Source organism: Inquilinus sp. 2KB_23 (assembly GCF_052115705.1).
Taxonomy (GTDB): Bacteria; Pseudomonadota; Alphaproteobacteria; order DSM-16000; family Inquilinaceae; genus Inquilinus; species Inquilinus ginsengisoli_A.
In genome coordinates this window covers 25,045-44,577 of the sequence record NZ_JBFRHF010000039.1, presented here as the reverse complement: position 1 = coordinate 44,577, position 19,533 = coordinate 25,045, and the positions used below count along the sequence as shown (strand labels likewise).

Annotated in this window: 21 protein-coding genes; 12 read left to right on the top strand and 9 right to left on the bottom strand. The window is 65.9% G+C overall.

Going from position 1 to position 19,533, the window contains the following annotated elements; all coding sequences use genetic code 11:
* The 4 genes from AB4112_RS33690 to AB4112_RS33675 form a co-directional block, all read left to right on the top strand.
* Nucleotides 1–1,208, top strand: a 1,208-nt coding sequence (locus tag AB4112_RS33690; RefSeq protein WP_441726486.1) for a calcium-binding protein, incomplete at its 5' end; no start/stop codon positions are given.
* Nucleotides 1,209–1,219: 11 nt separating this feature from the next.
* Complete coding sequence (locus AB4112_RS33685) at nt 1,220–1,459, top strand: hypothetical protein (RefSeq protein WP_441726483.1); 240 nt, start codon at nt 1,220–1,222, stop codon at nt 1,457–1,459.
* 214 nt (nt 1,460–1,673) lie between these two features.
* Nucleotides 1,674–1,916 (top strand): hypothetical protein, encoded by a 243-nt coding sequence (locus tag AB4112_RS33680; protein WP_441726480.1) that lies wholly within the window; start codon nt 1,674–1,676, stop codon nt 1,914–1,916.
* Between the two features lie 201 nt (nt 1,917–2,117).
* The gene (locus tag AB4112_RS33675) at nt 2,118–2,432 is read left to right on the top strand and encodes a hypothetical protein (RefSeq protein ID WP_441726477.1); all 315 of its coding nucleotides are present in this window, start codon (nt 2,118–2,120) and stop codon (nt 2,430–2,432) included.
* Nucleotides 2,433–2,799: 367 nt separating this feature from the next.
* On the opposite strand, the gene AB4112_RS33670 is transcribed toward AB4112_RS33675, so the two are convergent.
* Nucleotides 2,800–3,165 (bottom strand): ribonuclease E inhibitor RraB, encoded by a 366-nt coding sequence (locus AB4112_RS33670; protein WP_441726474.1) that lies wholly within the window; start codon nt 3,163–3,165, stop codon nt 2,800–2,802.
* Between the two features lie 193 nt (nt 3,166–3,358).
* Nucleotides 3,359–3,706 (bottom strand): hypothetical protein, encoded by a 348-nt coding sequence (locus AB4112_RS33665; RefSeq protein WP_441726471.1) that lies wholly within the window; start codon nt 3,704–3,706, stop codon nt 3,359–3,361.
* Nucleotides 3,707–4,054: 348 nt separating this feature from the next.
* On the opposite strand from AB4112_RS33665, the gene AB4112_RS33660 reads away from it, so the two are divergent.
* Together AB4112_RS33660 and AB4112_RS33655 are read left to right on the top strand one after the other, a co-directional pair.
* Nucleotides 4,055–4,507, top strand: coding sequence for an Hsp20 family protein (locus AB4112_RS33660; RefSeq protein ID WP_441726468.1), 453 nt, complete (start codon nt 4,055–4,057; stop codon nt 4,505–4,507).
* Between the two features lie 415 nt (nt 4,508–4,922).
* Nucleotides 4,923–5,159 carry a hypothetical protein gene (locus AB4112_RS33655; RefSeq protein ID WP_441726465.1) on the top strand — a complete coding sequence of 79 codons (237 nt, stop codon included), beginning with the start codon at nt 4,923–4,925 and terminating at the stop codon, nt 5,157–5,159.
* A gap of 78 nt (nt 5,160–5,237) precedes the next feature.
* Here the strand turns inward: AB4112_RS33655 and AB4112_RS33650 are convergent, their stop codons facing one another.
* A complete protein-coding gene (locus AB4112_RS33650; protein WP_441726463.1) occupies nt 5,238–5,741 on the bottom strand; it encodes a MucR family transcriptional regulator in 504 nt (167 codons plus the stop codon).
* A gap of 254 nt (nt 5,742–5,995) precedes the next feature.
* Between AB4112_RS33650 and AB4112_RS33645 the strand changes: the two genes are divergently transcribed.
* The 6 genes from AB4112_RS33645 (at nt 5,996) to AB4112_RS33620 (ending at nt 13,371) form a co-directional block, all read left to right on the top strand.
* A complete protein-coding gene (locus AB4112_RS33645) occupies nt 5,996–6,688 on the top strand; it encodes an SOS response-associated peptidase (RefSeq protein WP_441726461.1) in 693 nt (230 codons plus the stop codon).
* 162 nt (nt 6,689–6,850) lie between these two features.
* Nucleotides 6,851–7,387 carry a hypothetical protein gene (locus AB4112_RS33640; RefSeq protein WP_441726458.1) on the top strand — a complete coding sequence of 179 codons (537 nt, stop codon included), beginning with the start codon at nt 6,851–6,853 and terminating at the stop codon, nt 7,385–7,387.
* A 1-nt stretch (nt 7,388) separates the two neighbouring features.
* Nucleotides 7,389–8,057: a hypothetical protein gene (locus AB4112_RS33635; protein ID WP_441726455.1), complete on the top strand. Its 669-nt coding sequence runs from the start codon at nt 7,389–7,391 to the stop codon at nt 8,055–8,057.
* Nucleotides 7,996–8,763, top strand: coding sequence for an ImuA family protein (locus tag AB4112_RS33630; protein WP_441726452.1), 768 nt, complete (start codon nt 7,996–7,998; stop codon nt 8,761–8,763). Before AB4112_RS33635 ends, AB4112_RS33630 begins: the two co-directional genes overlap by 62 nt.
* Nucleotides 8,764–8,779: 16 nt before the next feature.
* Nucleotides 8,780–10,177 carry a Y-family DNA polymerase gene (locus tag AB4112_RS33625; RefSeq protein ID WP_441726492.1) on the top strand — a complete coding sequence of 466 codons (1,398 nt, stop codon included), beginning with the start codon at nt 8,780–8,782 and terminating at the stop codon, nt 10,175–10,177.
* Complete coding sequence (locus tag AB4112_RS33620; protein WP_441726449.1) at nt 10,174–13,371, top strand: error-prone DNA polymerase; 3,198 nt, start codon at nt 10,174–10,176, stop codon at nt 13,369–13,371. Before AB4112_RS33625 ends, AB4112_RS33620 begins: the two co-directional genes overlap by 4 nt.
* 37 nt (nt 13,372–13,408) lie before the next feature.
* Here the strand turns inward: AB4112_RS33620 and AB4112_RS33615 are convergent, their stop codons facing one another.
* From AB4112_RS33615 to AB4112_RS33590, 6 genes are all read right to left on the bottom strand, one after another.
* Nucleotides 13,409–13,753 carry a hypothetical protein gene (locus AB4112_RS33615; protein ID WP_441726446.1) on the bottom strand — a complete coding sequence of 115 codons (345 nt, stop codon included), beginning with the start codon at nt 13,751–13,753 and terminating at the stop codon, nt 13,409–13,411.
* A gap of 20 nt (nt 13,754–13,773) precedes the next feature.
* Nucleotides 13,774–14,511, bottom strand: coding sequence for an SOS response-associated peptidase (locus tag AB4112_RS33610; RefSeq protein WP_441726443.1), 738 nt, complete (start codon nt 14,509–14,511; stop codon nt 13,774–13,776).
* A gap of 256 nt (nt 14,512–14,767) precedes the next feature.
* Complete coding sequence (locus AB4112_RS33605) at nt 14,768–14,995, bottom strand: hypothetical protein (RefSeq protein WP_441726440.1); 228 nt, start codon at nt 14,993–14,995, stop codon at nt 14,768–14,770.
* Between the two features lie 43 nt (nt 14,996–15,038).
* Nucleotides 15,039–16,061, bottom strand: a complete 1,023-nt coding sequence (locus tag AB4112_RS33600) for a hypothetical protein (protein ID WP_441726437.1) — start codon at nt 16,059–16,061, stop codon at nt 15,039–15,041.
* A gap of 109 nt (nt 16,062–16,170) precedes the next feature.
* Nucleotides 16,171–16,368, bottom strand: coding sequence for a Fe-Mn family superoxide dismutase (locus tag AB4112_RS33595; RefSeq protein ID WP_441726434.1), 198 nt, complete (start codon nt 16,366–16,368; stop codon nt 16,171–16,173).
* A 42-nt stretch (nt 16,369–16,410) separates the two neighbouring features.
* Nucleotides 16,411–19,383 (bottom strand): Tn3 family transposase, encoded by a 2,973-nt coding sequence (locus AB4112_RS33590; protein WP_441726431.1) that lies wholly within the window; start codon nt 19,381–19,383, stop codon nt 16,411–16,413.
* Nucleotides 19,384–19,533: the final 150 nt, after the last annotated feature.

The following is a 19,533-nucleotide window of genomic DNA, read 5'->3' as shown; positions in this document are numbered from 1 at the left end:
GCACCGGCACGGGCGGCGACGCCCAGGGCGACACGCTGACCAACATCGAGAACATCATCGGGTCGAGCTTCGCCGACCGGCTGTACGGCGACGGCAGCGTCAATGCGCTGAGCGGCGGCGGCGGCGACGACCAGCTTCGCGGCGGCGCGGGGGCCGACACCCTCGACGGCGGGGACGGGTCGGACATCGCCAACTACCAGGGCTCGGCCGCGGCGGTCACCGTCGACCTGCTGGCCCACACCGCCTCGGGCGGCGACGCCCAGGGCGATGTGCTGACCAGCATCGAGAACCTGTACGGCTCCAGCAACGACGACCACCTGACCGGCGACAATGGCGCCAACGCCATCGGTGGCGAGAACGGCAACGACACCCTGGTCGGGAATGGCGGTGACGACGCCATGAACGGCGAGAACGGCAACGACATCCTCGATGGCGGCGACGGCGCCGACCGCCTCGTCGGCGGCGACGGCATCGACGCCATCCATGGCGGCATCGGCGCCGACTCGATCGATGCCGGCGCCGACAACGACATGATCTTCGGCGATGCCGGCGATGACAGCCTCTATGGCGGCGCCGGCGACGACCAGATCGACGGCGGTGACGGCAACGACACGCTCGAGGGCGCGGCCGGGGCGGATGCCCTGACCGGCGGCGACGGCAGCGACACCGCCAGCTACGCCAGCTCGGCCGCCGGCGTGACGGTCAGCCTGGCGACCGGCACCGGCCTGGGCGGCGATGCCCAGGGCGACACCCTGGCCGGGATCGAGAACCTGACCGGCTCGGCCCAGAACGACACGCTGACCGGCAACGAGACTGCCAACGCCCTGTCGGGCGGGGCCGGCGACGATGTGTTGACGGGAGGCATCGGCGCCGACCTGCTGCAGGGCGGGGCCGGCAATGACATCTTCGCCTACACCGGCATCGCCGACAGCACGGTGGCGTCGGCGGGTAAGGATGTGATCCTCGACTTCTCGACGGGCGACCATATCGACCTGTCGGCGATCGATGCGGACGGCAATGCCAACAACGGCGACACCGCCTTCAGCTTCGGCACCGGGGCCTTCACCGGCCAGGCCGGCGAGCTGCGGATCGTGACGTCAGGGGCGGTCCAGGTGGTCTACGCCGACACCAATGGCGACCGCATCGCCGATCTCGCCATCAACGTCCACGCCGACCACGCCCTCACCGCGGCGGATTTCGTGCTGTAGTCGCTGCTGGCGTGGGCGATCTCGCGACCGATTTCCGCCCTTCGCGGATGTTCGTCAGCTCGGATGCGGAGGACCGGATTCGACTCCAAGCGGACAGCGGGAGCGGCTTTCTCGCCGTGCACCTGCCACGGTCCGGATTCGGCTCATTGCAGACGATCGCTGGCGCTGCTGGCTTCCGCGAAGCGGACATCTCCTGCGATCCGACCATGCCCGAAAGCGGACGCGGCACCCGGCGACTGGATCTCAATTGATCCCACCCCAGCGGCGTGTGTGCGAGTATCCGGAGAAGGCCAATCCGAGGCCGCTTCTGGCGCGATCCATCCGGCCAGACCGTCCGAGAAGGGCGGCAAGCGGCCATCCTTCCCAGATCCCCGAAGCGGACATGACGGGATTCGACCCCAAGCGGACTATCGAGCGGACGTAAGAAGCGTTAGTCTAGGCCGCCATTAGCAGACGAGGCACTCGATGCACATCTCGGCAGCCGCAAATGTAGCCGTGCCCGCGTATTTGGCGATTCTATCAAAGGGCTATAAAATTGAACCAGGTAGCGAACCTAGTCACCTCATTGCGACAAGAGGCGACGACGCGTTTCTAGCAGATGACCCGATAACCCTTCTTGGGTTAATTGCGATGGCCGAGCTTCGGGGCGAACATTGGCACGCCACCGACCAGGAGATCGACGACTACTTGTTGCGCTTTGGAGGATGAGAGGCCGAAGACAATGGCTTGCCGATCAATTGGCGAGCTTCCGCTTTCCGCCCAACCCGGTCGGCCAGACCGACCAGCGGCGCCCCAAAGCGGCCGTCCTGGTCGACTCCGCAGAGCGGACACGGCTCGATTCGAGCCTATGCGGACGACCAGAGAAGATGGCATCTTGTGAGATATCCACTCTCGCGCAGCAGGGGGATCATGACGGCCGTCCGTGTCCAGATCATTCGTTGGGTGGATGACCACCAGCCCGGTTTCGTCGAATGCAGGTTCATCGACCGATCCGGCCGAGAACGGATGATCATCGATAAGCTTCCGATCGTTTCCGAGGCGCAGCTCGATCAAGGCAGTAGCTATCCGCAACCGGGGAGCATTCCTTGCACCGTCGTCTCCAGGACCCGAGATCAATCGGGACGAGAGATCGCCGAGGTCGACATCACGGTTCCCATATTCATCGAGGCTGTCGATGGCGAAACGCGCTTCCAGGTATTCGCCGACGATCTGATCGAGGCGTGAGAACAGGCCTGGTTCGAGAACGACCAAACAGTCGTTGACCGTTTCCGCCCCATGCGTCGGCGCGACGAGTGTGATCGCGCCGAAAGCCGCCAGGGGCTTGGCTTCGCTCGATGCTCGAACACGCTGCAACCGGGGAATCGCCGATGGACCCTTGCAGTCGGCGGGTCATCTGTCGGGCCTAGATGGGTCGCTGGAGATGTCCGCTTCGGAGCAGCCGATCGGGGCTCGAACCGTCCGCTTGGGGTCGCATGCGGTCATGTCCGCTTTCCAGAGCCTATCTCGATGGCCGGTTCCGGGCGCCTGCGATTCGGCCGGGCCGACGGCAAAGGGCGGCTAGCGGACCTTTTGATCCGACAACTTTCTCCGCCTACTTTGGGATCGCTGCTCCCCAACCGTCAAAGACGCACCCGTTACCACGCTTGCCGGCAAGGATCATCCAGATTACCCATTGATCAAGGATCTCATGAGAAATTTTGGTCACCTGAGTCGAACCAAGGACGAGCCAATTCCCTTCCCGGGATGATCCCGCCGGCTGAGACTCGAGGTTATAATCTGTCTCTTCTTTCAGCAGCGACATCAACCCGTCGGCTGTTTCCTTATTTGGCGCCACGAAAGTGAAATCTAGCTTGAGGTTTGTTTGCTCCGTCACTCCTTTTGCAAGCAATAGCTTCCATGTTTGAGCATTCATCGCGAGTTGCTTAGCGGCGATCGCGTCGTAGTCCGGTTTATCCATTTGCGAGTGCACCTCCTTCAATTCTCCTGAATATGTTGTCGATGGATCGGATAAGGAACCGCCCCGGCTGGGGGCCGCCACGATCAGAATTGCAACGCAAGACCAAACCAAAAGACAACTTTTGTCATGACACCCCATAACGACGACTCCTTAGGGTGGAGAGCGGTCGTTTCTCATTTTGCCGCGGCGATATCTAAAGAAGATCATGCAACATCTCGCCACGATCATCGTTAAGTATAATATCCTCAGAATCTAGAAAGTAGTGAAGTTGGAGAGTGCCTTTCGTTGAACCATTTTCGATTTCTCTAGTTCCATCCAACACACATAAAAAGCCAAATACTGTCAAATTGGCTGCTAGATCAATGACCTGCTCCAGATTATTCCGATCTTGAGAAGCAAGTTGATTGAACCAAGCGGATAGTGCAAGAAGACTCTCATCTGGTTTCCGGCCGGGCGGCCGTGCCAGCTGTGAAACAGTACCTGTCACAGCAGCATCTTTAACTGCCAGCCGGACCGCATCGACAAAACCCTGCCTATCCAAGAATCGTCTCCGAACCTCATCAGGAAGCCATCCTGGCACGACCAACCTGTCTCATCATAGCCACTGACGTTTCCAGGGTTCGTCCTAATACCGCTAGGGGTCGAATCCGGCCTTGTCCGCTCTCGGGTTCCCGGCGCGATGACCGCTGTTCACCCTTAGCGGTCGCTACAGGGAGAGGCTGCGCATGTGCAGGAATTATCCCAAAAAAATGAGCGTCAGACCCTCTTGAAGCCAAAATCGGCTTTCCTAAATCGATTTGCGGCGGGGCCCGGAATGGGGTCGCCACATCCGCAAGCGACGGCGCGGCCATTGGTGCGCCGTCCTGGTATCGCTCAATGGAGGATATCTATGCCCACGTTTGACCTGTCTCCGCTGTTCCGTTCGACGATCGGCATCGACCGCGTGTCGCGGCTCTTCGATTCCGCACTGCAGTTCGACACGGCAGCGCAGTCGTATCCGCCCTATAACATCGAGAGGACGGGCGAGGACGCCTATCGCATCACGATGGCGGTTGCCGGTTTCGATGAAGATGACCTCGAAATCGTGACCTCTGAGGCCACGCTCATCGTCCGCGCGAAAGCGACTTCGGACGACGAGGAAAAGGACCGGGTGTTCCTGCATCGCGGCATCGCCGGGCGGGCCTTCGAGCGCCGGTTCCAGCTGTCCGACTACATCAAGGTCAGCGGCGCGTCGCTCGTTAAGGGGCTTCTGAACATCGATCTGGTGCGTGAGGTGCCGGAGGCTCAGAAACCTCGCACCGTGAGGATCACCAGCGGCGCTCAGAAGCAGCTCGCGGCTTAAGGCGACTTGATCGAAGCCCTACTTGGCTGAGTAAACTGGGGAGGGCCGCCGTCGCTGGCGGCCCTCGTTCGAACGCGACACGGGTTCCATCCTGACCGCTCCGTGACTCGATTTTGCAGATTTGTTCTGCTAATGTTCTCGTCCGCACTTGCCATGAGGCGGGCTGATGAGCAATCTGATCTTCCCCGATTTCGGCAACACCTGCGCCGCTCATTCCGGCAGCGACAGGTGAGGCGGCTACCCTGTCGGAAATCACCTGTTTCCGAAGCACCATGGTCTGACCTACAGGGGAGTTCGACACGCAGGAAATGCAACAGAATCCGGGTGGCGACTGCGGCAACTCGTCTGAACGCCGACCGGTCAACGCCGCATTGCATTGACCCGAACAACCGCCCCCCGTGCCGCAGGAGCCGCCATGGCCGATCCCATCTACCAAGCTCCCAACCTGGCCAGCCCAGGCTGGGTGCACTATTGCGAGTACCCTGGCTGTGACCAATGGGGTGGGTTCGGGCACACGAAGGGCAGCGGCATCGAATGGTTCTGCAAGAAGCATGACCCCTACGATGGCATCGGGTCGCAGTCGCCGAAGTGGCGGGCCGCCCAATCGCACGACCCGACACCACCGCCGCTGTCGCCGCGCCTCAGGTTCTGACGTCCTTGTGTCTTCGACCCAGGCGAGGCGTCGCCCCTGAGTGCGGGGTGAAACCGAAACTCGACACGGATCCCGATCTCAGGCGGTTGCCACCTTCTTCGCCACGGCCGGCTTGCGGCCGCGCGGAGCCTTGGCCGGAGCAGGCATCGGGACCGGTGCGGTCCGGCGTGTGCCGAGGCCGATCGCCTTTGCAAGGGTGCTGCGCTGCAGGGCATAGGCCGGTGCCACCATGGGGTATTCCGCCGGGAGACCCCAGCGCTCGCGGTACTGGTCCGGCGTCATTCCGTAAGCTGAAGACAGATGCCGCTTCAGCATCTTTAGCTTCTTGCCGTCCTCGAGGCAGATGAGAAATTCCGGCGTCACCGACTTGCGGATGGAAACCGCCGGCTCTGGCCGGGAGGGTGCCTCCGGCTCTGCCGCCCGGCCGAGGCCGGTCAGGGCGCCATAGACCTGGGCGATCAGCGCCGGCAGATCTGTCTGCGCGACATTGTTGTGCGCGACATGCGCCGAGACGATCTGCGCGGTAAGACGGCGCGCTTCATCGGTGTTTGCATTTTGGGCTATTGATCCCAGTTCGCTCATCAAACGACTCCGGTGTTGAGGTAAATTCGTTCTATTGCAAAAATGCCGGCCGCGCCGGTTAAATATGGTTAAAGCCTGGGAAAAGCGATCCTTATTCTTTCGCTCCTGAATATCGCTGGGGGTCTACGGCCTGAGACCACGATTTCGTCGTTGGCTGACCTGGTTCCGGAAGAAACCCTAGCCCAACGATCCTTGCAGCTTCCGAAGGTCCTGCGATCGGTGACAATCTGACGTCTCGGCCTATGTGGATCGTCATGGCTTCATCCAAGAGCACGACATCGGAGCGTCTCGCCGAGTTGATGCGGCTGCAGGAGCAGCGCGCCCGTGCCAACGGCCACAAGCCTGGCGAGATGGTGGCCGGTGCCGATATCATCGTCGTCCGCCGGAATCCGGAGACCAAACGCCGGCAGTTCGACCTGCTGAAGTGGGGGCTGATCCCCAACTGGGCGCCGGATCAAGCAAGCCCTCATCTCCACGCCAGGGCCGAGACCGTGGCCGAGCTCCGGACCTTCGCGAAGTCGTTCGCCAGCCGGCGCTGCATCATCTCGACCCACCTCTTCACCCAGCGCCGCACGATCGGCGAGCCCAAAGGGCGAGAGTTCGCTTTCGGCAATGCCGACGAGTCCGATCTGTTCGTCGCCGGGATCTGGGACGCCTGGCGCGTGCCGGGCACCGAGACCTGGATCCGGACCTTCGCCACCATCACGACCGAGGCCAACGATCTGGTCGGACAGATCCACGACCGCATGCCGGCGATCCTGACCATCGACCAGCTGCCGTTCTGGTTCGGCGAGGTCGAGATGCCGCTGCAGGAGGTGCAGGCGCTGCTGCGCCCCTTCCCGTCCAAGGGGATGATTCGCTGGCCCGCCAAATCCAAGCGTCCGCCTAGGGTCGTCGAGGAGCAGCAACCGGATCCCGAGCCGGATCTGTTCGGACCGCGGCCCTGACCCACCGATGGCAGTTCCCACATCTTGTGGCGGGTCGCACAGCCGACCCCTATAGATAGCATTTTATGAATCGACTCGACAGCAAGCCGATTTGTTCTATCTTTGTTCTCATTCTCCTCATCGCCGCTAGAGCCCGCCTCGGCGGCCACCATGGAGGTATCGATGGACATGCAAATCACCACCAGGCCCAAGGCCGACGAGATCGAGTTCGACGCCGAACAGATTCGGGCTGAACTTCACCGAGCCGCCGAACTAGCCGCTTCGAGCCCCGCCAGCCAGGCCGCTTGCGACATCATGCGGCTCGTGAGGCATAGATCTCCTGCGATCCAGTCCCTCCTGCGGACCCGTTTCGAGCCGGGCGGCGCCGAGAACGATGGCTCGGATTGGTGGTGGGCAGGCTGGGGCTGCAATGGCCAGACATTCTCGTTGAGCCTCTTGATGTATGGGCCGTTCACCAGCGAGAAGGCCGACGGCACGACGGACGTGCAGATCCACGGGGAGGGCTTCCTCTCCCTCGAGGTCGACAGCACGCTGGTGATGTCGTTGCGCGTCGAGCTCCGCTGCGACGACCCTCAGGGGCGGATCGTCGTGGTCGGCGCGATGGAATTTGAGCCCGGAAGTTGGGCAGACGTCGTTCTCGATTTGGCCCGACGACTGGCCGACGCTGACGGCCAGCCGGCAAGCCGGAAGGCCGCCTGACATGGTCGGTCGACCGATCCTAGCCATCCCCCGGGACCTGGCTGATGTCAGCGACGGCCAGGCCTATGCGCCCGGCCATGTCGAGATCTTCGAGGAAGAAACCGGCGAGGTCCTCGGCCACTATGACCCGCAAACCCAACCGATTACCGTGTTGATGGATTTGGTCCATCGGGCTTATGCCGAGCGGCGGCGGCCCGATTGGGCGACGCTGCCGACCTGCCCGATCCCGGAGGACCTGCAGGCCCATGTCTATGCCATCGACTATCGAGGCTGGACCTGGTCGGACGAGCTCGAGTTTCCGGAGGGGGTGCATGTCGACCAGCTGCGTTCCTATCTCGCCGCGCTGCGCCCCGAGGACAACGACGAGCCGCCGAGGCTGACGCTGGACGAAGCGATCGCACTGCCCGAGGCCGAACTCCGCCGACGCTACCAGCATGTCGTAACCGAGCTGACAGACTACCCGACGAAGAAGGAGTTTCCGGCGGACTTCCCGTGGGATGGCTCCAGCCTCAGTCGGGCCGAGATCCTCGATGTCGTCCATCTCTATGCCTACTGGTTCGATCCGGACCGCGGCCATCCCCGTCCATCCCGTCAGCGGCTGCGCACCCATGAATCCCGACAGCGCGAATTCTGGGCCGCCACCGGAACCGTTCCCCGCCTCGACAGCTGACGGGCCTGCGCCGGCGCAGGCCGCGCGCATCGCCCGGATCCGCGCCGCCATCCGCGGCCTGGATCCGGGCAGCGATCCCGACCTGCCGGCCCTGCAGATCGGCGTGCCGGCGATCGACGGCCATCTACCGTGGGGCGGTCTGGCACTCCCCGGGCTGCACGAGATCGTCGGCTCGCCGGGTGACGGGGCCACGATCGCCTTCATCGCCGCCATCCTGGGGCGCCTCGGCCGCGGCCGTCCGGTCCTCTGGTCCAGCATCCGGCGGCCCGGGCTCTATGGCTACGGTCTCGCCGCCCTCGGCTGGGATCCGGCAGACCTCGTGCTGGCCCGCGGGCGCCGGCCGGAGGACGTGCTGTGGCAGATCGAGGAGGGGTTGCGCAGCGGCGCCGTGGCCGCGGCGGTCGGTGATGGCGTCGTGCCGGACCTGACCGCCAGCCGGCGCCTGCAGCTCGCTGCCGAGGCTGCCGGGACGCCGGCGATCATTCTGCTGCCGCCGACGGCGCCGGCGCCACAGTCGGTGGCGCTGACCCGCTGGCGGATTACGTCCCGGCCCAGCCCCGGAGGTCGGCCGATATGGAATCTGGATCTGCAGCGGTGTCGTGGTGGCACCCCTGCCCGTTGGTGTGTGGAATGGGACGATGAGACGGTGGCTCTCAGTCTGGCTGCCGAGATGGCCGACGGATCGATGGCGGCGGCAGCGGAATGAGCCGGCTTTGGGCCCTGTGGTGCTCTATGTCGAACTGCACCAGGCGCTTCGGATCCATGCCGTCGACGCCGCGGCCGCCGCTGAAGGCCTGGGCCCCGGCCAGGCGCTGGCCGACGCCCGGGCCCTCGTCCCCAACCTGATCGCTGCTGCAGCCGACCTGGACGGCGATGCCGCGGACCTCGGACACCTGGTCGACTGGGCGCGGCGCTATTCGCCCCTCGTCGCTGGTGACGGTGCCGATGGCATCCTCGTCGACATCTCCGGTGCTGCCCATCTCGCCGGCGGCGAGGCCTCGCTGCTGGACGATGCGGTCCGGCGGCTGATCCGCGCCCGGCTCGAGGCCCGCGGAGCGATTGCCGACACCGCAGCGCAGGCCTGGGCCTGGTCGCGCTTCGCCGGCGGCGGTGTGGTTGCGGCCGGCGCCGGCATCGACACCTTCGCCGCCCTTCCCGTCGCCGCGCTGCGGTTGCCGCCCCCTTTGCTTGGCGGCCTGCAGCAATTGGGTCTGCGCCGCGTTGGGGACGTCTCTCCCCTGCCCCGCGCTCCACTGGTTCGCCGCTTCGGGCCCGAGTTGGTGGCGGCGATCGACGCCCTCGCCGGCCGGCAGGCAACGCCCGTGGCCTTCCAGGCCGAGGCCTGCGCCTGGCGCAGCCGCGCCTCGCTGGTCGAGCCCATCGCGACGGCCGAGGCGATCGAGATCGCCCTTCGTGCCCTCCTCGAGCCGCTGTGCAGCCAGCTTGCCGCCGCCGGCCGGGGCGCCCGCTCGCTGGTTCTCACCGTCTGCCGGGTCGACGCCACGGCACAGAGGGTGGCAATCGGCACCAGCCGGCCACTGGCCAACGCGGCCGCTCTGCTCCGCCTGTTCCGCGACCGGATCGCCGACATCGATCCGGGCTTCGGGATCGAAGCCATGGTGCTGGAGGCGACGGAGACCGATCGCGCGACACCGACGCAGAGGGACCTCACCGGCGCCCGGGATGTCGGCGCCGGCTTGGCCGATCTGGTCGACCGGATCGAGATCCGCATGGGCCCCGGAAGCATCCGCAGGCTGATCGCCGCCGACCGGCATTGGCCCGAGGCCGCGGCCGCCGAGGTGCCGGCGACGCTGCCGATATCTGTGTCGGGGAACTGGGCGCTTCCCGTGCCGCGCCCGGTGGTGCTGCTCGACCATCCCGAGGCGATCGGCACCGAGACCGAAGGCCCGGCGCTGCGCGCCTTCTCCTGGCGCGGCCGCCGGCGGCTCCTCCATCGTGTCATTGGGCCCGAGCGGATCGAGCCGGAATGGGGCTGGGACAGGCCGGAGCGGACCCGCGACTACTACCAGGTCGAGGACGACTCCGGCCGCCGATACTGGATCTTCCTGACCTCCGACGGCACGACGCTCGCCTGGTTCATGCATGGTCTCTTCGCATGAGCTACGCCGAGCTCCAGGTGGCGACCAACTTCAGCTTTCTGCGCGGCGCCAGCCACGCCCACGAGCTCGCTCTCCAGGCGGCCACGCTCGGCCATCACGCGATCGCCGTCACCGACCGGAACACCCTCGCCGGCGCGGTCCGGCTCCACCAGGCAGCCAAGAATGCCGGGCTCCGGCCGGTCATTGGCGCTCGCCTCGATCTGGTCGACGCGCCCAGCCTCCTGGTCTATCCGACCGACCGGGCCGCCTATGGCCGCCTGTCTCGGATGCTCACCACCGGCAAGCGCCGGACCATCAAGGGCGAATGCTCCCTGCAACTGGCCGACGTCCTCGACCATGCCGAAGGCCTGCTGGCCGTGGCACCGCCGCCGGACGGCCGGATCACCCGGGCATCGGCCGAGCAGCAGTTGCAGCATCTCGGCGTTCTCCGCACCGCCTTCGGCGACCGGCTCTATCTTGGTGTCCAAAATCTGCTGCGCGGGGACGACGCCAGGCGGCTGGCCTGGGCGATCGACACTGGCGGGGAGCTGGGCATCCCGCTGGTCGCGACCAATGACGTGCACGCCCACGCCCGCGGCCGCCGCGCGCTGCAGGACGTCATGACCTGCATCCGGGAGCGGACCACCCTCCGGGCGATCGGCCGCCGGCTGCACGCCAATGGGGAGCGCTACCTGAAGGACGAGGCGACGATGCGCGAGCTGTTCGCTGCATGCCCCAGCGCCGTGGACCGCACGGCCGAGATCGTGGAGCGCTGCCGCTTCGATCTCGACACGCTGCGCTACGAGTACCCGATCGACACCATCCCGGCCGGCGTCGCCGCCCAGCAGCACCTGGTGCGGCTGACCTGGGAGGGCGTCGCCCGGATGTATCCGGACGGGGTGCCCGACAAGGTGCGAGGGATCATCGAGCATGAGCTCGCGCTGGTCGACCAGCTCGCCTATGCGCCCTACTTCCTCACGGTCCACGACATCGTGACCTTCGCCCGGGGCGAGGGGATTCTCTGCCAGGGCCGCGGTTCGGCCGCCAACTCCGCGGTCTGCTATGTCCTCGGCATCACCGCGGTCGACCCGGCGCGCTCGGACATGCTGTTTGAGCGCTTCATCTCGCCCGAGCGGAAGGAGCCGCCGGACATCGACGTCGACTTCGAGAACGAGCGACGGGAGGAGGTCTACCAGTACATCTATCGGCGCTACGGCCGCGAGCGCGCCGGCCTGGCGGCGACCGTCATCACCTATCGCAGCAAGAGCGCCATCCGCGACGTTGGCAAGGCCCTCGGCCTGTCTTCCGACACCATCGACCGCCTCGCCCGCTCGGCACCCGGCTGGGACCAGGACCTGACCGCCGAACGGCTGCGCGAAGCCGGCATCGATCCGCGCGACCGCACCGCCCGGCGCACCCTGGCCCTGGCCGGGCAGCTCTACGGCTTCCCGCGCCACCTCAGCCAACATGTCGGCGGCTTCGTCATCACCCGCGGCCGCCTCGACGAGAGCGTCCCGATCGAGAATGCGGCGATGGTCGACCGGACCTGCATCGAGTGGGACAAGGACGATCTCGACGCCCTCGGCATGCTCAAAATCGACATCCTGGCGCTCGGCATGCTGACTTGCGTCCGCAAGGCCTTCGAGTTCCTCGAGGCGCGAACGGGCCATCCCTTCCGTTGGCATGACGTGCCGCCGGAGGATCCGGCCGTCTACGACATGCTCTGCCAGGCTGACAGCGTCGGCGTCTTTCAGGTGGAGAGCCGGGCGCAGATGTCGATGCTGCCGCGGCTGAAGCCGCGATGCTTCTACGACCTGGTGATCGAGGTCGCGATCGTCCGGCCCGGTCCGATCCAGGGTGACATGGTCCATCCCTACCTGAAGCGCCGGCAGGGGCTGGAGCGGGTGCAGTACCCCAAGGAGGAGCTTCGCCAGGTGCTCGGCAAGACCCTCGGGGTGCCGCTGTTTCAGGAGCAGGCGATGGCGATTTCGATTGTCGCCGCCGGCTTCAGCCCGGGCGAGGCCGACCAGCTCCGCCGCTCGATGTCCGCCTACCGCCGGACCGGCCGGGTCGCCGAGTACCGCGACCGCATGGTGAGCGGCATGGTTGCTCGCGGCTACGACCAGGCCTTCGCCGAGCACTGCTTCAGCCAGATCGAGGGCTTCGGCGAATATGGGTTCCCAGAATCACATGCCGCGAGCTTCGCGCTGATCGTCTATGTCAGCGCCTGGCTCAAGCGCCACCATCCGGCAATCTTCGCGGCTGCCATCCTCAACTCCCAGCCGATGGGCTTCTATGCGCCGGCGCAGCTGGTGCGCGATGCCAAGGAGCATGGCGTCGAGGTCCGTCCGGTCGACGTCAACCACAGCGATTGGGACTGCAGCCTGGAATCGGGCACCCGCGGCATCGCCGTCCGGCTCGGCATGCGCCAGGTGAAGGGCCTGCGCGAGGTCGAGGCGGCGCGGATCGCGGCCGCACGCGACGACGGCTACCGAGAGCTCCGCGATGTCTGGCGCCGCGCCGAGATCACCGTGGCGTCGCTGGAGCGCCTGGCCGAGGCCGATGCCTGGCGTTCCATGGGCCTCGGCCGCAGGGAAGCCCTATGGGCGATCCGCGGCCTCGGAGACATCCCCCTGCCGCTCTTCGAGGCGGCCGATCGCCTCCGCGGCCCCGGTGACAACCGCCCGTCGATCGAGCTCGCCGGCGAGGCGCAGGTCCTGCTGCCGGCGATGACCCTCGGCGAGGAGGTGGTGCAGGACTACCAGTCGCTGAGGCTTAGCCTGAAGGCGCACCCGATGTCGCTGCTGCGCCGGCACGTCGCCGGCGACGGCATCCTCTCCACCGCCGAGATGCGCGCCGCCAAGAACGGCACCTGGGTGGCCACTGCCGGCCAGGTGCTGATCCGCCAGCGCCCAGGGACATCGAGCGGGGTGATCTTCGCGACGCTGGAGGACGAGACCGGCATCGCCAACATCATCGTCTGGCCCCACGTCTACGAGCGCTACCGCCGCGCTGTGATCGGCGGCCGTCTCCTGGAAGTCCGTGGGCGCCTGCAGAAGGAGGGGCTGGTCATCCACCTGATCGCCCGGCATGTGATCGACCGTTCCGAACTGCTGCGCGAGCTGGGGCGGATCGATGGCCCCGGCGAGACCGAGCCGGAGCTGACCGAGCGTGAGGCGTACGACGCCATCCCGGCGCCGAGGGATTTTCGGTAGCGGATCGTGCCTACGAGTTCGGCAGCGTGGTCGGCAATCAGCTCTGGTCGACGTGCCAAACGCCTGGCCCAGCCACGATCAATTGGCTGGGCGGAGGGGGCACGGTCGACGTCACGGTCAGCGTTGCCGTCGACCCATCGTCGAGGTCGAAAACGATCTTGCCCTCGCCGTTGCTCCACAAACGACCGTCGCACATCGTATTGTGACTGCCGTTCTTCGGGATCGCGCTGAAGAGCAGGCTTCCCCTGATCGTCATGGCACCGGGTGGAATGCCTGGCAGGTCACCCTTGCACTGCAGCTTAAGCCCACCGGCGTTGTAGGACAGGCCGTACGCGGCCTCCACGACATGAATCGTCACGTCGATGGGACTGATCGAGGTCATACTCTCCTCCCCAGGAAAAATCAGATGAGCCGGGCTGCCGCGGAGCTCCGACCGGCCGCCAGTTGCTGGTACTCCAGATCATAGGCCGCTTGCAGTTCATCGCTGTCGCCCTTCGGGCCGACGCGAGCGACATGGAGCTGGTCGTCGGGCAGCGGTTGCTGCATGGCAATCGCCTCCTCGACCGGTGCCGTCAGCCAGGCCTGCCACCGATCCGGCGACAGGATCACCGGCATCGCCTTTTCATGGATCGGCCTGACGATGCTGTTCGGCTCCGTCGTCAGGAAGGAGAACAGCTTGTGCTCGCCCTCGACTGGGTCCTTCTTGGTGCCGCGGGTCCCCGCCCAGGGGCGCCAGATCCCCGCGAATCCGAAAGTCGGCCGCGGCTCCGCGGCCCCGTCCTTTACCGCGAACCACGCCACGGGCTTCTTCTTGGTCACCGGGTCGGGCTCGGGCATGTACTCGCTGAACGCGGTGGCCGGCACAACGACGCGCCACTCTGGTTTGAGCCACCCCTTCCAGAAGTTGCTCGACAGATTCCGGACGTTCGTGACGTAGGAGGGGTTGGGCCCGACCGGTGGGAAACCCCAGCGCATCATTTCGAGCCGACGATTGCCGCCCTCATCCATGCGCACCACCGGAGCCAGATAGTCCGGGAAGACCGCGGACATCCCAGAGAAGTTTCCCAGGTCGACATCCAGGGCTTCCGCCAGCCTGCGCAGTTCGTCCTGCGTCGAGTTCACGGCATAAAGGTTGCACATCGGTTGCCTCCCATACTGCCGCCATTCTGCCTCGCGAAAGGTGCTCGCGGAAGCCATCGCAGGCCGGCCCGCACTCACCCAGGCGGGTGTCGGTCTCGCCCCTTGCCTCCCGAACTTTCCGGGCACAGATTCTCATGGATTTTGCATCCCCGCCGACGCCGCGGCAGGATCCACCCCGGCCTTGGCAGGACAGCCGTGCCGATGCTGGTCGGGAGCGGCAGCGGTCGCTCGATCTTGCCCAGGAGCGGCAACAGGATCAGGAATGGACGAAGTAGTAGAGCGTCGCCGCACGGCCGACGAGGACGTAGATGCCCACCGGCGGATTGGCGCCGACCCAGCCCCAAGCGATCGCGTCGGTGACCAGGAGCCAGAAGACCCGCTTGTAGATCGAGGCTGCGGCGTCAGGAATGAGGGCCGTCGCGCGCCCCGACATCCCGGCCATTACAAGCAAAATCCGCATCCCGAATGTCTTCGAGCGCAACATCGATGGAATGTCTTTCGCTTCCCCGCGTTCCTGCACGCTGCTGCTACGTCTTTGGCTGCAACATCCGCAATACGGCGCGCCCGTCGACGTTGCGGAGCGGCAGAAATATATGGTGTGAGTTCGGATCAACGCCTATCGAATGCGCGTTTTCGGCGAAGGGGAACGTGGCAATTACCAATGGCGAGGCCGCATCCTTGATGTCGAGCACCGATAGCGCACCGGATTCGGAAGCAATGTAGAGACGGTGCAGGGCCGGGTCGATCGCGAGAACGTCAGGCTTGTGCGCGATCGGCAGATTGTTGACGACGCGTCCGGTGTCGAGGGCAACCACCAATAGCCGATCGTCCTCGTCGCAGGCGACAAACCCAATTGCTGATCCGGGCGCGATCGCTACCCCGTGCGGATGTCTGCCGCCTTGCAGCCGATAGCGCGCCGCGACCACGTGCGATTTGGGATCGATTGCGACAAGCTCGTTGGTGCTTTTTACCGCCGCGTAGACCCGTTTCGTCGTCGGATCGTATTGCACGTTGCCGACGAGACCGCCCAGTTCGACCCGACCGATCGTTTGATCCGCCTCGCCATCGATGATGGTCACGCCTTTGCCGAACTCATCAGTGACAAAGATCGTACGATCGTCTGGATCATAGGTGATTCCGTTGGGAAACACGCCACCGGGGACGCGCCCAATTTCATGCAAGGTGCGGCTGTCGAGGATGACAACTTGACCACTGCCGCTGCCGATGCCGACCATACCCGACGCGGCGGATACGAGGGCACCGACGCCGTCGCCCGGGACGCTGGCGTAGACCTTATGCAACTCCGGTACAGCGAGCACGCCGGTGACCTTGGGATACCCGTCCAGCTCCGTGAGCAGCTTGTTGGCGCTGGTGTCGAATACCAGCAATCGGCCGATGCTCATGCCTGAGATGAACAGGCGGCTGGTGCTGGGGTCTAGGCTTTGATAGTCGAGCCGGTCGATCTTCGGTCCGAGCGGCACATCGCGCTCCGGCGTGAACAGCTGGTACGCGGAAAGAGGAGGTGCCGCGGGCGCCGGCACAGAAGCCATGCCTCCACCCGCGACCACCAATCCAGCTAGCAGGGCGCGCCGTCCACGTGCGGTCTTCCGATGCATCATGGGTGACATGCCTTCCGTGCTTCGTGCCATTACCTGAAGATCACGCCTCGCCGCTGTAGCGCTCATAGAGCTTCACGGCATTGTCCCAGCGGATTGCCTCCATATAGGCATCGACATAGGTGGCCGCCTTGGCCCCGTAATCCATGTGATAGGCGTGTTCGTACATGTCGAGGACGAGCACGGGCCGCCCGCCAGCCAGGGTCGTCGTGTGATCGGCGGCCCATTGGGGTAACGACACGAAAGTGATCAGATTGTCCGGTTCGTTGGAACGGACCAGAAACTAGGCCGCGAGCACGGATAGTGGCCGGCGGAGCGGCCGCAGACCATCAGCCGGCACGGGATCGGCACCCCAGACATAGTCACCGGTGAGGCCGATGTGCTCCCAGCCGAGCGGCGCGACATGGCGGGCCAGGTCCAGGCGCACGTCGGTCCCGCGCTGGCTGAGATCCTCCAGGGCAGCCTGCAGATACCGCGTGTTCCAGAGGATGATCGCCGACACGAGCAGATTCAGTCCGGAGGCGCGGTAGGCCTGGTTTTCGAAGCTGCGGTCGCGCATCTCCCCGAGCCGGTTGAAAAAGATGGCCCGCGCCAGGGCGTTGCGTGCCTCGCCCTTGTTCAGCCCCGCGTTGGCCCGCCGGCGCAGTGCCGGATCGCGCAGCCAATCCAGAGTGAACATAGTGCGCTCGATGCGGCCGAGTTCGCGTAGCGCCAAGGCCAGGCCGTTCTGCCGCGGATAGGCCGCCAAACGCCGCAGCATTGCCGAGGCGGTCACCGTGCCGACGCGGATTGAGGTGGCCAGGCGCAGCAGTTCCTCCCAGTGCGCCGCCAAGTGGTCGACATCGATCGCGCCGCCGATCAGATGTTGGAGCGCCGGCGGGGCGTCGTCGCCAGGCAACAGGTAGAGGCGGCGGTCCTTGAGGTCGCGGATGCGGGGTGCGAACCGGAAGCCCAGCAGATGACACAGCCCGAACACGTGGTCGGTGACGCCGCCCGTGTCGGTGTAGTGCTCCTCGATGGACAGGCCCGTCTGATGGTATAGCAGGCCATCGAGGACGTGCGGTGCTTCGCTGGCCGTGGCGGCGATCACCTTGGTGTGGAACGGGCCGTACTGGTCGGACACATGGGTGTAGAAGGCCACGCCCGGCTCGTTGCCGTGGCGGGCGTTGACCTCGCCGACCGCCTCGCCGCGGCCGCCGGCACGATAGAACTGGCCGTCCGAGGATGAGGTGCTTCCGTCGCCCCAGACTCCAGCCAGCGGCAGGGCCCGATGGGCGTCAATGATCCTGGCCAGCGCGGCGGCATAGGTCTCCTCACGGACATGCCAGTCGTGCACCCAGGCGAGCTGCCGCATCGAGACGCCGCGGCAGGCCTCTGCCATGCGGGTCAGCCCGAGATTGATGCCGTCGGCGAGGATGGCCGTGAGCAGCGCCGCCGGGTCGTCCGGCGACCGCCCGCTGCGCTGGTGGGTGAAGCACGCGCTGAAGCCGATCCAGCCATCCACCTCCAGCAGCAGATCGGTGATCTTGATCCGGGGCAGCGCCTCGTACGCGCTGCGACCAAGCTCTGCGGCCGCCTCCGGCGTCCGATCCCGGATGGGGGACACCTTCAACTCGCCCGACGACAGGTCGACGTCCTCGAGCTTGCCGCCGGCGGCGAGGCCGGCAACCTCCGCAAGCCGGTTCGTCAGCGCCTGCCGGCGCTTGGTCAGGTACGCGGCTCCGTCCGTCTCGACGGCGACGGGGAGGGCGTCCTCATCGCGCAGGGCGTCGAAGGTCGGTCGCGGCACCAGGCAGGACTCGAAGTCGCGGAACTGGCGGCTGCCCTCGACCCACACATCTCCAGCTCGCAGCCGGTCGCGCAGCTCCGAGAGAGCGCAGATCTCGTAGGCCTTCCGATCGATCACCCCACCGGGCATGACGAGGCGGCGCCAGGACCGGCGGATGAAGCCGGTCGGTGGCTGGGTCGGCAGGCCGCGCTTACCCGAGGCATGCATGGTCCGTAGCAGCTCGAGCGCCCGCAGCAGCGACGCGACCGAGGGGCCGCCCTTGAGCTGGAACGCGCTCAGCATAGTCGGCGCGAAGGCACGGATGGTGGCGTACCGCCCCAGCAGCTCGGCCCGCGGGTCCGTGGTGTCCGGCCGCGCCAGTGCCTCGGCGTCGCTGACGCTGGCCACGAACTTGTACCAGCCGACGCTCTTGTCCAGCGCCTCGAACGGATCATGGCCGCCCTCGCGTGCATCGATCAGCATGCGGCAGGCGGAGACCAGAGTCCGAAGCTGGCCCTGCGTCTCCCGAACCGATTTCAGGGTCTTCTCCGCAGTGCGATTCTCCGCCCGACGGGCGAGCGAGCCCATGAGCTTGTCGAACATGCCGAGCGCCGCATCGGTCAGAGTCGCCTCCATGCGGATCGCCGTCGCTGCCAGCAGCGCATGCCGGCGGACCTGGGACAGGTCACGGAGGTGCTGCACGGTCGCGCGCACGCCCTCGGCTGCTAGCCGCTCGAAGGCCGCCTCGGGCACTTGGTTCTGCAGGCTTCGATCGACGGCGAGGCCGCGCAGCGCTACGAGGCGGTCCACAACCCCGACCAGGTTGCGCGGCGCCGGCGACTGGGACGCTTGACGGAGCCAGGTCAGCATAGCAACGCCGGTGTCGGCCCAAGGCGCCAGCTGTGCCTCGACCCGACCACGCCCGTCCGATCCGAGCGCGTCCACCAGGATGCGATGGATCAGCCGCTCGGCCCGGCTGCGCGCCTGGTGCAGGATCAGCTCCAGCACGCCTGCTGACGGGAGCAGGATCCGCCGGCGGCGCAGCTCGTCGACCAGGGCGGTCGCAAGCGCCATCGGATCCCGGTTCACCTGCGCGATCGACAGGAGCCACGATGCCAACTCGGTGAACGTCGCGCGATCGAAGCTCCGGTGGCCCGTCCGCTCCATGATGTCGGCCATCTGCTCACGTCGGGTTTGGCTCCTGCGCCGATAATCGGTGTAGTCGTCAGGATCGGCACCCACCTGGTGGGCGACGAACGCCAACAGCGCTGGTGGCGGCATCTCGTCGGGATCGGGCATCCGGCCGGGATGACGCAGATAACAGAGGAGCACCGCATAGCCGAGGCGGCTGCGCGTGGTGCGCTTGGTGGCGATGGCGTCCAGATCGTCGCGGCCGAGTGTGCAATATCGAATCAGGTCGCGCTCGTCGGTCGGAACAGTCAGGAACTTCGCCCATTGTTCCCCGGTCAGGAGCCGCCGTCGCGCCATCGCCCTCTCCGATCGTTCGGGCCATCATAGCGGCAGCGGGCGCGTGGTCTCCCTTTCCTTCAGCGGTTGGTGCGGCACTGTCCGGATCAGGTCCGTTTGACGGATCGCGACCCGACTGGCCGCTCCTGGCACCCGTCGGTCCGGCCGGCT